This window comes from Bombilactobacillus mellifer, from assembly GCF_000970795.1.
GTDB classification, from domain to species: Bacteria; Bacillota; Bacilli; order Lactobacillales; family Lactobacillaceae; genus Bombilactobacillus; species Bombilactobacillus mellifer.
Window position 1 is genome coordinate 679,712 of sequence record NZ_KQ034028.1, and the last position, 13,069, is coordinate 692,780.

Annotated in this window: 15 protein-coding genes and 1 other annotated feature; all 15 genes read left to right on the plus strand. The window is 39.0% G+C overall.

The window, feature by feature from the left end; translation table 11 throughout:
- The first annotated feature begins 301 nt into the window (after positions 1-301).
- A complete protein-coding gene (locus JG30_RS03385) occupies positions 302-4,957 on the plus strand; it encodes a hypothetical protein (protein WP_046316142.1) in 4,656 nt (1,551 codons plus the stop codon).
- A 158-nt stretch (positions 4,958-5,115) separates the two neighbouring features.
- Positions 5,116-5,307 carry a CsbD family protein gene (locus JG30_RS03390; RefSeq protein ID WP_046316143.1) on the plus strand — a complete coding sequence of 64 codons (192 nt, stop codon included), beginning with the start codon at positions 5,116-5,118 and terminating at the stop codon, positions 5,305-5,307.
- A gap of 29 nt (positions 5,308-5,336) precedes the next feature.
- A complete protein-coding gene (locus JG30_RS03395) occupies positions 5,337-6,026 on the plus strand; it encodes an NAD(P)H-dependent oxidoreductase (RefSeq protein WP_046316145.1) in 690 nt (229 codons plus the stop codon).
- Positions 6,016-6,195 (plus strand): hypothetical protein, encoded by a 180-nt coding sequence (locus JG30_RS03400; RefSeq protein ID WP_052725189.1) that lies wholly within the window; start codon positions 6,016-6,018, stop codon positions 6,193-6,195. The genes JG30_RS03395 and JG30_RS03400 overlap by 11 nt, the downstream gene beginning before the upstream one ends.
- Positions 6,196-6,286: 91 nt before the next feature.
- Positions 6,287-6,359 (plus strand) — a sequence feature (ribosomal protein L21 leader region).
- 8 nt (positions 6,360-6,367) lie between these two features.
- The gene (gene rplU, locus JG30_RS03405; RefSeq protein WP_046316148.1) at positions 6,368-6,676 is read left to right on the plus strand and encodes a 50S ribosomal protein L21; all 309 of its coding nucleotides are present in this window, start codon (positions 6,368-6,370) and stop codon (positions 6,674-6,676) included.
- 7 nt (positions 6,677-6,683) lie between these two features.
- The gene (locus tag JG30_RS03410; RefSeq protein ID WP_046316150.1) at positions 6,684-7,037 is read left to right on the plus strand and encodes a ribosomal-processing cysteine protease Prp; all 354 of its coding nucleotides are present in this window, start codon (positions 6,684-6,686) and stop codon (positions 7,035-7,037) included.
- A 12-nt stretch (positions 7,038-7,049) separates the two neighbouring features.
- On the plus strand, positions 7,050-7,331 hold the full coding sequence (gene rpmA / locus JG30_RS03415; protein ID WP_046316152.1) for a 50S ribosomal protein L27: 282 nt from the start codon (positions 7,050-7,052) through the stop codon (positions 7,329-7,331).
- 98 nt (positions 7,332-7,429) lie between these two features.
- Positions 7,430-7,993: an elongation factor P gene (gene efp, locus JG30_RS03420; protein WP_046316154.1), complete on the plus strand. Its 564-nt coding sequence runs from the start codon at positions 7,430-7,432 to the stop codon at positions 7,991-7,993.
- Between the two features lie 16 nt (positions 7,994-8,009).
- Positions 8,010-8,429: an Asp23/Gls24 family envelope stress response protein gene (locus tag JG30_RS03425; RefSeq protein WP_046316156.1), complete on the plus strand. Its 420-nt coding sequence runs from the start codon at positions 8,010-8,012 to the stop codon at positions 8,427-8,429.
- 14 nt (positions 8,430-8,443) lie between these two features.
- Positions 8,444-8,857, plus strand: a complete 414-nt coding sequence (nusB, locus tag JG30_RS03430; protein ID WP_245626286.1) for a transcription antitermination factor NusB — start codon at positions 8,444-8,446, stop codon at positions 8,855-8,857.
- Between the two features lie 67 nt (positions 8,858-8,924).
- A complete protein-coding gene (gene folD, locus JG30_RS03435; RefSeq protein ID WP_046316159.1) occupies positions 8,925-9,788 on the plus strand; it encodes a bifunctional methylenetetrahydrofolate dehydrogenase/methenyltetrahydrofolate cyclohydrolase FolD in 864 nt (287 codons plus the stop codon).
- Positions 9,775-11,112, plus strand: a complete 1,338-nt coding sequence (xseA, locus tag JG30_RS03440) for an exodeoxyribonuclease VII large subunit (protein ID WP_179854019.1) — start codon at positions 9,775-9,777, stop codon at positions 11,110-11,112. Before folD ends, xseA begins: the two co-directional genes overlap by 14 nt.
- Positions 11,105-11,353 carry an exodeoxyribonuclease VII small subunit gene (locus JG30_RS03445; protein WP_046316163.1) on the plus strand — a complete coding sequence of 83 codons (249 nt, stop codon included), beginning with the start codon at positions 11,105-11,107 and terminating at the stop codon, positions 11,351-11,353. The genes xseA and JG30_RS03445 overlap by 8 nt, the downstream gene beginning before the upstream one ends.
- On the plus strand, positions 11,350-12,237 hold the full coding sequence (locus JG30_RS03450) for a polyprenyl synthetase family protein (protein WP_046316165.1): 888 nt from the start codon (positions 11,350-11,352) through the stop codon (positions 12,235-12,237). Before JG30_RS03445 ends, JG30_RS03450 begins: the two co-directional genes overlap by 4 nt.
- On the plus strand, positions 12,234-13,058 hold the full coding sequence (locus tag JG30_RS03455) for a TlyA family RNA methyltransferase (RefSeq protein ID WP_046316167.1): 825 nt from the start codon (positions 12,234-12,236) through the stop codon (positions 13,056-13,058). The genes JG30_RS03450 and JG30_RS03455 overlap by 4 nt, the downstream gene beginning before the upstream one ends.
- Positions 13,059-13,069: the final 11 nt, after the last annotated feature.

A 13,069-nucleotide genomic window follows, 5' to 3' on the forward strand; every position in this document is an offset into this window, starting at 1 on the left:
TTTTCACCAATATTGAGCGTATTGATAGAAAAGAAAATCAGTCAAAATAAATTAAGCCAGAAAATAAATTCAAAACAATTAATATAATTATCAAAAAATAATTAAACATCAAAAGAAACTATTAATATATTCAAAATATGTTAAATAATCATTTTTTATTATTTAAAGCTATATTTAAACATAATTGAAAAATTATCTAAGACTGCTAAAATAAATTTTGTAATAACCAATTAAATTTTTTTGAAGATAATATTTATATAATGATTTAACAATTAAATTAGCTTCGCTGGAGATGGAAATTGTGAAACAAACAAAAAAATTGTATCAAATTCTTTACTTGATGGTATTTGTATGTCTGGGACTAGGAAGTTATTCCACAGCGGAGGCTGACGATTTACTGGGAAATAGCCGTCCAAATATAATGGATTTAGCATCTTCAATGTTGCCATCTAGATTAAATATTGATTCGTATAAGGCTGGTATTCCAGTATCACCTCAAAGATATCTGGATGAAGCAAAAGAACAATATACTAGTAAGCAAGTACAAAATAATCTTACTAAATCTTATCAAGCACCTACTAGTACAGATATGAGAACAAAAGATCCTATTCATAAATTTAATGAGCGAGATATTGTCTTGTCTAAAGATGGGACGACTGCTCATGTTTATACTGTTCGCGGTTATCTTCAGGCACTTTACGATACGAGACGTTATGTGGATTCTTCAGGTAATGATAGTTCTGATTCTGTCGATAGCGTTGCTACATCATCTAGTATTAAGACAGTTAAAATTGAAAATGATTTAGATTTTGGTGTAGTAATGGGAAACGGAGGTGGAGGTCCAACAAATAGCAATACTATGCCAGATAAGTACCCCGAAAATAACAAGGACACTTATGACATGGATTATCATACCGTAAATTTTTTTCATTTACATAATCGTGATTATACTGCTGATGGTTATAATCCATGTCATGTAATGCATGGTAAATTTACAATTGATGGCCAAGGACATTATATTAATTTTGCAGATTATGGTACGGCTATATATAGTACCGATAAATTAAAGGATACTGATTATCAGGAGGATTGGCAATTTAAAAATGCTCATTTATATGAAGTTGATTTTTATGGTGTTTTTAGTGCTAATAAAGGGCATTCTCATGCTAGTAATATTGAAAATGGTCATGCCGGTGAAACGGGATATGACTATACACGCGTGACATATGGACCTAATATTGATTTTACAGGAGCACAGTTAACATGGTCTACTGTTGATAGTGATTGTTTGCAAATTGATATTGAAGGTAAGGTGACCGCTCGATCTGTGCCATTTTATAAGTACAATGGATATATATATAAAACACACAGTTCTTCTGGTGATCAGCAGATCTTTCAAGCATATCGGGTTTTTTTTAAATCAGGATCTGATTTTACTGGTTATTCCGTCAATTCAAACTGCATTGAGACCTCTGGTGCTCCGGTAACGATTGATGGTAAACAAGAGCCCAGTCGAGTTACCCTTCAGGACGGCGCTAAAGTTGAATTGCACCCGCATGGATTTAGTGGTGAGTATATGCAAGATGAGACTAAAAATGCTGGTATTGCCATGCGAGCTAGTCAATCCCAATTAGTACTGAACGGAAGTGCTAAATTAAATATCATTTGTGATACAGAACCTGTTATTACTTCTGGCATTAATCCTGGATCTACAGAAGAAACATATTTGGATACTTATAATAAATCACAATTTTCTAGTGATCAATCATCTAGTGATCAATTAAAAATTCATCATTATCCGGAAAGTTCCAAAAACAGTACAAGCGATAAAGATCAAAAGCTTCGTGCCTGTGGCGCTTGGTATATGGGATCTAATTCTAAAATTCAATTTAAACCTAATGTGGATGGAGATAGTCCTCAATTTAATACTGAAGCACGTGCTCCTTTGCAAGACGGTCATAACTTAATTTATTTACAGTCTGGTATCGCTGATTTGAATCATGGCGCTTTTACCGTTAAGGGTTCTGATTTAGGTTCCTATACAGGGAGTCTAATGAAAATTGCCCAAAATGCTACAATTAATGTTGCCAAGGGTGGAGACTTTCAGATTAGCGGTGATGGCAGCAATCGCATTACTTTATTAGAAGCAGGTAATTCTTTTGGCGTTTCCATTAATAATCCTAAAAACGTTTCTTTGGATTTAAGGAAAAATACCCAGAGAGTCGGTCAGGGAAACTCTGATACATTTTTTAATGGAAAGTCCACTAATTCTGGGAATGCTTCCAACATTGTAACTACGTCTTCTACTTCTACAAATGGTAATGCTCCTGTAATTGATGCACGGGATATTTCTTTACAAGCTGAAGGCGATAGTACCACATCTCCTTTTAAAGCAGGTAAATATCCTCCTCAACAACCAGGAGCAGATAATACAGGTAATTTGGTAGATTTAGGCATGAATCCGGAGAAGGATTCGGAGGGGCAAGTAAAGGAATACCCAAAAGGAGTAGTTGCAACTAACAAAGCTCAGTATGGGGATGCTCCCAAAAAAGTGCAACGTGTGCAGTTGCCATTTGTCCAAGACTTAATTTATGCAACTAACTTATTAAACGGGACTAACAAAATATATCTCTATAGTAAAAATATTGAGCGGGACGCTGATCATTTTTCCAAAGCAATGAAGGAGATGGGCGGTAAGGAATTTGATTATGTTAAATTTAGTGGTTTAAATACTAGTCAATTAACTCGTTATCCTTTAGGTATTACACCAGGCTTTGGAGAGATTAACGGTCAAGTAACTACAGTTAAAAATAATGATTCCTCTAATGACGATATTGATCCTAACCCCCCTAAAATCCGGTTAGTTTTAACAGGTGTTCAAGATGAAGCCACAAAAAAAACTTTTAATATTGATTTAGGTACAATGTTTAATAAAAAAGCCGGTTTCTGGGGATACTATGAATCGGGTGACCCTAAAAAACCTGTAGAAGTAGAAGTAACTCCTGATCTCATCAAAGCCGATGGGTCTTTAGATACAAATAATCCAGGAACGGAAATTTCAGATAGTGATTCACGACCGAGATATTTAGATGATGAAACCGAGAAAAAAGCTGGTGATAAAGGTGATTCAAATTCTGTAGTTACCTGGCATGATAAAAATAATTTTACTATAAACTTGTCTCAAGCGTTCAAGAAATATAATGCCTATGCTGAAGATTACAATAAAAATCACGAGTCCGGAAAGCTGCCAAAACTGGATTATCCTGACGTCCCGGATAATCCAAATGATCCAAAAATGACAGAGGCACAAAAGCAGCAATGGAAAAAATTCAAAGATGCCCTTAAAAATGCTACATTCAGCCTTTCGACGGTTACTAATTTTCAGGAATCGAGAGCGACTAATATTAAAGTAGCTCCGTTCTATTTTAATATTGATGATAATCGTAGTGACAATCCAGATCATGTTTATTTATTGGGACAAACAATTTTGTTACCTATCTATTATGTTGATGGCAACGAAAACGTTAAAGGTTTACACTTTCAAGGTTCCATAGTGGACAAAGATAATAAGCCGGTAATTATGGACAATAAAGAGTTAACAAATGTCAAGTTTCCCGAAATACCTTTTAACGATAAATTAAGGAATAAAGAGTTATTCAAGAAAGTGCCATTGGGTACAGGATTAACGCAACCCGATAAGTTAAAGGGTGCTTCTGAAGCAACTTTTACTGTCAAAATTCAAGGAAATGATGTGAACAAATCATCTGGTACTGCAATAAGTTATTGGCCAACTGATCGCAACAAGACGGTTGATTATCAATATAAATTATTGCGTTTACCTTATTTCCAAGCGCAGTCCATAATAAAAGACAAAACCAAGAAGAAGTTAAAGTTTGACGGTGAACCGCAATATCCTAATTTTAAACCCACTGCTACAGACGCAGACACGTCCGAAACAGGCCATAAGGGTACAGGTTTTTATACTGTTGAAACAAGATTTGAAGCTTTGGCTGATCAACCAGTTTCAAGTATAAAATTTGATCATCTAAATAGTGATTCAAACGTCACGAATGTTGTTGATAACGAACATCCTGTCACGGTCAATATGAAATCCTCGGCTTTCGATAAAACAATAACTTTAAATGTGAATAATAGTAGTAATTTAAGCGGTGATACTTTGACCCCTGCAGATTTTGGATTGGACAGTACTGACTTTCCAAAAGCTACAACCTTTACTTTCACCCACTATTTTAAATTTAATTCGACAGCTCCCTATACGACTTTCCAACTGGGAAGTGATCGGATGCTCAATGAATCACTAAATTATCCCGATCAGATTTTAGGTAAGTCAGAGGCACTCAAGGGTTATATAGCTGGCGCTGATTCTGGAACAGGAGATACACAAGATACAAAAGCGTTAAAATTACAGGTTCCTACAGAAATAACGTTTGGGGATTATTTAGCTTTTTCAAAAGCGGCCCATAGGGATGGCTATCGTTACTCTAAAAATGGTCAAGTAGTTAAGGGTCAATCCTTAAAAATTACTAATGAGAATAGTAAATCGATTCAGGCTTCTCTAAATGCTCAGCTCGTTGGTTTGCCAATTTTCCATATTGAAGAAATTAACGACGAAACTACCAGAGTCATTAAAACGGTAAAAGAATACTTTGGCTATCAAATGGCCTTCCCAATTAAAGATGATAATGGCGATGATAATTATGAGCCGATTAACATGGAACCCTCAATAGTTTATTCTGGCAATATTCCTGGGGGACAGCCTCTAGATCTGACTGACAAAGTAGCGAATAACTTTTATTTTAGAACTCTAAAGAATGATCCTCTATATTTATCAGCTGCCGAGGCTACTCATTGGAAAAAATTTTTCGGCACAAAAGAAGGCGAAGGGAACGATAAGTTGTTTATTAACTGGACTTTGGTATCTAGTTTGAATAATTAATAAAATAAAAAAACTACTAGTTTAGCCGGTAGTTTTTTTATTTTGGCAATTTGAAATTTCGTAAACCGTGTTAAGGCTTTGGAGAAGACAAGTCGTTTTACTTTTCTTTTGGACAATTATGGCTAAAATAAAATTAGTTTGTTAAGGAGGAAGTAATTATGGGAGAGATGAAAGATAAAGTTCAAGGTAAAGTTAATGAAGGTGCGGGTAAAGTAACCAATAATGATACTCAAGAATTGAAGGGTAAAGCCCAACAAATGGCGGGTAAAGTTAAAGAAAAATTTGGTGATATGAAAGATAATGTTGCGGATAAGGTCAATGATGTGATTGACAAGTCTGATAACAAATAATTAAAATCCTCTCTAGGGAGGATTTTTTAATGGAAATTAATTCACCAAAAACGTTGATTGTAGTAGCACATCCGCATATTGCCGATTCAACTACCCAACAATTTTTACAAGCCGCGGTTCACCAAACATCGGCTATTTGGCATCACATTGATGGTTTGAATTCATTAGATGTCCAGCAAGAACGGCAATTGTTGGCAGCAGCTGATCGAATTATTTTCCAGTTTCCGTTATATTGGTATGCTGCACCAGCCAGTTTGAAAAAATGGCAAGAGCAGGTACTGTCAACTAATTTTATTCAACAGCAATTGGCTCATAAGCAGTTAGGGTTGGTGGTAACAACAGGATTACCACAAAAGGCTTTTCAAACGGGAGGCAGTGCTTCTTTTACGTTAGATCAGCTTTTGGCACCATTTTATGCTTTCGGCCAGCAAGCGCAGATGCAATGTTTACCCAAATTTGCAATTTATCAGTTTTCTTATTTAACAGAGAGACAACAGCAACAATTATTTATGGATTATCAACGGTATTTAACACAACCTTCTCCAGATAACTTATTAAATCGCAGCAACTGGTATTTAAATTATCTGCAACAACATCCCCAGTTACCGCAGCAAGCCTTACTGATTGATTATTTAACTCAACAAATTTTAGCCTTAGATAATCTCCAAACTACTTGGAATTTAATTAAAGAAGCGGAGGATGATCGGCTTGACATCTAAACCCAATTGGTGGCAACAATTATGTAACGAGCAGCGGACACAGGCGACTAGTTATGAAGAACAAGCTTTTTGGCAAGGATTAAGTACACTTTTTGACCAACAAATACAACGTCAAAAACAACTACAGGGTCAAATTGATGGTCAACTGTGGGATCATCAATCCTGGTAGTTGGGGGAGATCAATTGCATCGCAATCACGATATTCGGCGTTGACGGGATATCGTTTTTTGTGTATGATAGTGTAGTTGTAATTGTGGTCGCCACAGCTGCAACCGCACATGGCTAGGTTAAAGTCTGTATCAGACACCTAGAATGGCGAGTTTAAGAATGGAGGTGTACACATGTACGCAATTATTAAAACGGGCGGCAAACAATATAAGGTCGAAGAAAATCAACCTATTTATGTTGAAAAATTAGCCGCTGCTGAAGGCGAAGAAGTGGTTTTTGATCAAGTTTTGTTGGTTGGTAGTCGTGCAATTACTGTCGGTCAGCCAACAATTGCTAATGCAAAAGTTACGGGAACTGTTGCCAAGCAAGGCAAAGAAAAGAAAGTTGTTACTTTCAAATATAAGCCGAAAAAGCATTCCCATACTAAAAAAGGCCATCGGCAACCTTATACTAAAGTCGTAATTTCAAAGATTGAAGTTTAATTAACTGATGATTCTAGCTCAGTTTTGGCGCAATAAGTCCCAGCAGGTTGTGGCTTTGGAGATAACTGGACACGCGGATGCGGGACCTTATGGTCAAGATATTGTTTGTGCGGCAGTGTCGGCAGTAACAATTGGAACAATTAATTCGTTACAGCAAATTGCTCATGCAAACCCCCAAGTTCAAGAAGATAGTGAAGCTGGTGGTTATTTAAAGTGTCGGGTGGATTATCAATCTTTGACTAAGGTGCAAGATTTGATTGCTGCACAAACTTTGATGTTGCATTGTTGCCAAACTATACAAGCTATTGCTACTAATTATGCTGACTTTATTCAAGTTAAGATAGAAGACTTTTCCAGTTAGGAGGTTAGTACTATGTTAGAAATGAATTTACAATTTTTCGCTCACCACAAGGGGGGCGGTTCCACTACCAATGGCCGGAACTCTGCGGGTCGGCGTTTAGGTGCTAAACGAGCTGATGGGCAACCTATTACAGCGGGTGCAATTATCTATCGGCAACGGGGCACTAAAATTCATCCTGGTTCCAATGTAGGTCGCGGAAGTGATGATACGTTGTTTGCTTTGAAGACCGGAGTGGTCAAGTTCGAACGATTGGGTCGTGATCGCAAGCAAGTATCTGTGGTGACCGAAAAGTAAAGCCGAAGCCGCAAAAGCGGCTTTTTTATTTTCCAAAACTTGCTTTTGAATACGATCAATTGATATAGTATAGACAATAGAATTAGGGAGCTAAGTTTATGATTTCAGTGAATGATTTTAAAAATGGTTTAACAATTGAAGTTAATCATGACCTATGGCGGATTGTGGAATTTCAGCATGTTAAGCCGGGTAAGGGTGGCGCTTTTGTCCGCTCTAAATTAAAAAATTTGCGCACCGGGGCCGTGCAGGAAAAAACTTTTCGCGCCACCGAGAAGGTTGAACAAGCACAAATTGATAATAAAAAAATGCAGTATTTATATGCAGATGGAAATAGCTATGTCTTCATGGATACGACTACGTATGAACAACTGGCTCTGCCACAAAAAGTCATGGGTGATGCTTTAAATTATTTGACCGAAAATATGGAAGTTAATGTCATTATGCATGATGGAGAGACCTTAGGAATTGAATTACCTAATGTGGTCGACTTAAAAGTGACAGCTACAGAGCCGGGTATCAAAGGAGATACTTCTTCAGGTGGTTCTAAGCCGGCTACGATGGAAACTGGATTAGTTGTCCAAGTACCGTTTTTTGTGAATGTCGGTGACTTGTTAACTATTAATACTACTGATGGTACCTATAGCTCACGGGCAAATAAATAGTTAAGGGGACACAACGATGGCAGATAATAATTACATTGTAATTGACCATGATAATGACCATAATTTGGGTGAGATTAAGATTACACAGAATGTCATTGAGATTTTATTAGGAATTGCAGCTTCTCAAGTAGAAGGTGTTTATGCCATGCAAGGTAATCTGTCCAGCAACTTGCATTCTTTGATTGGTCGGTCGAGTCGCGGCAAGGGTGTAAATGTTTCGTATGATCCGCAGACAAATGAATTAGCTGCCGATTTGTACGTTTATTTAAAGTATGGTTATCCTGTGCCTCAGGTGGCCATGCAATTACAAAAGACTTTAAACCAACAAGTAAAGCTGATGACCGATATGACAATGAATGCCATTAATATTCATGTTGTGGGAGTTTTGGCTCCTAAATCCCACGGTGAGCCTAAAGTAGCGTCTGAAAATAATTAGAAAGTGGAATGAACGTGACTGTAACTCGACATAATGTACGTGAAATGGCTCTCCAAGCTTTGTTTATTGCAAGTAGTCATCCTGATTTGGCAATTACTGCCGCTCTCCAACAAGTGTTGCACTATTGGCAAGTTGAACAGTGTCCGGAGTATTTGACTTTTTTAGTTACTGGTGTCTGGGACGAGCGGACACAATTGGATCAGCAATTATCACAATATTTAAAAACTGGCTGGCAAATTCAGCGCTTAAGTCGCATCGATTTGAATATTCTTCGTTTAGGGCTGTTCGAAATTAAAAATAGTCCAGCTATTCCGGCAAAGGTAGCAATTAATGAAGCTTTAGAATTAGTCAATCAATATAGTACTGCGGATGCTAAAAAATTTATCAACGGTGTGTTGTCCAATTTTATACCAGATTCCGCAGAATAATAAATGGTAAATAACTGATAAGTGCTGGAGCAGATTGTGACAGCACTTTTTTAAAAGGAGGAAATAAATGAGCGCCATAATTATGAGTGGAACTCAAGTAGCGCAACAAGCGGATGCAGAGTTCCAGCAACGCATACAACATTTGAAACAGCGACAAATAACGCCCGGGTTGGCGGTCGTATTAATTGGTGATGATCCGGCGAGTGCTATTTATGTACGCAATAAGCAGCGCCGAGCTCAGAAATTAGGAATTAACTATCAATTACATCATCTAGCTGCCAGTGTAACCCAAGCGGAGCTTTTAACCTTGATTCAACAGTTGAATCAAGATCCCGACGTAGATGGGGTGATGGTCCAAATGCCGGTGCCGCCTCAAATTGATGCGACAACAGTGATGAATACAATTGATCCGGATAAAGATGTTGATGGCTTCAGTGTGGTTAATGTAGGACGCCTTTGGAGTGGCGAGTCGGGTAATTTCCCCGGGACGCCTCGTGGGATTATGCGGTTGTTAGCAGCGTATCAGATACATCTTGCCGGTCAGCAAGCCGTAGTGATTGGCCGCAGTAATATTGTGGGTAAGCCGATGGCTTCTTTATTATTAAGAGCTAACGCTACAGTAACTGTAGCTCATTCTAAAACCCGGAATTTAGCTGCTATTGCCCGGCAGGCGGATATTTTGATCGTGGCAATTGGTCAGCCGGAAATGATTACTGCCCAATATGTTAAGCCAGGAGCTACTGTAATTGATGTCGGTATGAATCACAATGCCCAAGGTAAACTGGTTGGTGATGTACAATTTGCTGATGTCCAAGAAATAGCAGGTTTTATCACGCCAGTGCCAGGAGGGGTGGGTCCAATGACGATTACAGGTTTATTAGATCAAGTAATCACATTAGCAGAACAGCGGGCGCAGCGTGATGACCACTGAGTACTTAACGGTCAGTGCCTTAACTCAATATTTAAAACGCAAATTTGACGCTGATCCTTATCTGAAGCGGGTTTACTTAACTGGGGAAATCTCCAACTTTCGCTTGCGACCTAAACACCAATATTTTTCTTTAAAAGATAAACATGCCAAAATTTCAGCCATAATGTTTCATAGTGCTTTTGCTAAATTGAAATTTCAGCCGGAAGAGGGCATGAAGGTATTGGTCAGTGGCTATGTTTCTCTTTATGAGGCTTCAGGTCAATATCAGATTTATGTAGAATCAATGCAGCCTGATGGTGTGGGCGCCTTATATCAAGCCTTCGAGCAATTAAAAGCTAAATTACAAAAAGAAGGTGTTTTTGCTTTACCGAAGCAGCCGATTAGTAAATTTCCCCGCCGCATTGCGATTATTACTAGTCCTTCCGGAGCAGTTATTCGGGATATTATTACGACAGTGCAGCGACGTTTTCCGATTGTGCAATTGGTATTGTTTTCGGCCCAAGTCCAAGGTCAAGCGGCAGCTGCTAGTTTGGTTGCCCGTTTGCAACAAGTAAATGAATTAGGCAATTTTGATACTATTATTATGGGGCGCGGTGGCGGTTCTATTGAAGATTTATGGCCTTTTAATGAAGAGTCTGTGGCGCGCGCAATCATTGCATCTAAAATTCCGGTGATTTCATCTGTGGGTCATGAAACCGATACAACAATTGCGGACTTAGTGGCGGATTTGCGTGCAGCGACGCCAACTGCAGCGGCCGAGTTGGCCACGCCGGTTTTAGCAGATTTACTTTTAGAGATTCAACAATTAAATGTCCAATTACTGCAGGCTTTGCGTAACCTCCTAGCTCACAAGCGCCAACAGCTGACTTTTTTGCAAAACAATTATTTATTTACCCATCCCCAAAATCTTTATCGCGAATATCTCCAACAAGTGGATCAATTGACTACGGCTTTGTTTGAGACTATGCAACAGCAATTACAAGCTCAGCGTCAAACCTGGCGAATCACTCATCAAGCATTGATGTTTCAACAGCCGCCTTTACAACATATGCAACAGCAAGTATTACAATCGCAACATGAATTATTGTACAGTTATCAGACTTATTTACAGCAGCATCGTGCACAATTTAAACATGTGATCGCAACGTTAGATAGTTTAAGTCCACTGAAAACCCTCCAGCGTGGTTATGCCATTGTGCAGAAAAAGCAACAAGTGATTACCAGGATTCAACAGTTGCAAGTGGGTGAGCAGGTGCAGGTTCAATTACAAGATGGTCAGTGGCAAGCACAAGTATTACGGATTGAGGCGAAGAATAATGACTAAAGAAAAAACCTTTGAGGAAAATTTAACAACTTTACAACAAATTGTGGACCGGCTGCAAAAAGGAGATGTGCCTTTAGAAGAGGCTATGAATCAATTTCAGCAGGGAGTCCAACTCAGTCAAAAGCTTAATAAGACCTTGTCGCAGGCAGAAGAAAAGTTAACGCAGGTCATGGATGAAGAGGGGCAAACGAGTGACTTTCAGTTGCCACCCGCAACGGCCAAACAGGATTCAGAACAATGAATCAATTTCAAGCTTTTCATCAACAATATTTAGCCGAATTTAATCACTATTTAGATGAACATTTACGCCAGGAAATAAAACAGCCGGAATTACAAGCTGGTATGCTTTATTCCGTGGAAGCTGGCGGCAAAAGGTTACGTCCTTTTTTACTCTTAGCAGCTTTGAAGACCTGTGCACCTCAAGTTAATCCCCGAGATTATTTTCGTGTCGCCGGGGCAATAGAATTACTGCATACGTATTCTTTAATTCATGACGATCTGCCGGAAATGGATAATGATGATTATCGACGCGGTCATTTAACGAACCATAAAAAATTCACGGTGGGTAGAGCTGTCTTAGCCGGTGATGGCTTGTTGACGCATGCTTTTTCGTGGTTAGCCACCACCAAACTGACTGCAGCTTTACAAGTGAAACTGATTCAAATCTTAGCTCAAGCTGCGGGGCCTCAACAAATGGTAGCTGGACAGATGACCGATATTGTGCATGCAGGTGATCATCTATCGGTTGCTCAAGTGGAACAATTAGATGCTCAAAAAACCGGTGCTTTAATTACGGCTGCCGTTTTGATGGGCGCATATTGTGGGCAGGCTTCGCCACAACTTCGACAACAATTACAAATTTATGCTCAAAATTTTGGATTAGCTTTTCAAATTTACGATGATTTATTGGATTTGCGGGGCAATGCCAAACAATTAGGCAAAGCAGTCGGAAAAGACCAGGCGGCGGGAAAAAACACTTACCCCGAAGTACTCGGCCTCAAAGCGGCCCGTGCGCAATTAACGCAAGCTCTTGCAGCGGCTCGCGCGGCCTTGGCGTTACTTCCAGACTCCACGGTTCTTTTAGAGGATGCTTTGGCTTACTTCGATTTAGGAGCAGTACAATGAAAAAGGAACGAGTCGATGTGCTAGTCGTACAACAAAAATTGGTAGCTTCACGCGAGCAGGCTAAAAGGGCCATTATGGCGGGTGAGGTTTATACGGCGGATAATTTGCGTTTAGACAAACCCGGCATTAAGATTCCTAGTGATAGTCAATTACATTTAAAACAATTACCGCATACCCGCTATGTTGGTCGCGGAGCTTATAAGTTAGTTAAAGCCTTACAAACGTTTCAGCTTGATTTGACTGATTGTTTGTGTTTAGATATCGGGGCTTCCACTGGCGGCTTTACAGATGTAGCTTTACAACAAGGGGCACGAGAAGTTTATGCTTTGGATGTCGGTTATAATCAGTTAGCTTGGAAGTTAAGAACTGATCCGCGGGTGCGAGTCATGGAACGAGTCAATTTTCGCTATAGTCAACCTGAGGATTTTGTCGATGGCTTACCAGAGTTTGCGATGACGGATGTTTCGTTTATCTCCTTAAAATTAATCCTACCACCGCTGACTAAAATTTTAGTGCCCGAACATGATGCAGTTTGTTTGATTAAACCGCAATTTGAAGCGGGCCCTCAAAATGTGGGCAAACACGGGGTTGTACGGGATCCTGTTATTCATAACCGAGTTTTAAACGAGATTATCCAGTTTTGTTTAGCGCAGCACTATGATGTTTTAGGTTTGGATTTTTCACCGATTACCGGTGGAGCAGGTAATATTGAATTTTTGATTCATTTGCGCTTGAGTCAAACTCCGGGACATCTAGCTGCTGGCGTGAATGTTGAACAAGTAGTGCAAATGGCACATCAAACATTGCCTGTGCGAAACTAAGCGAGGTGTCT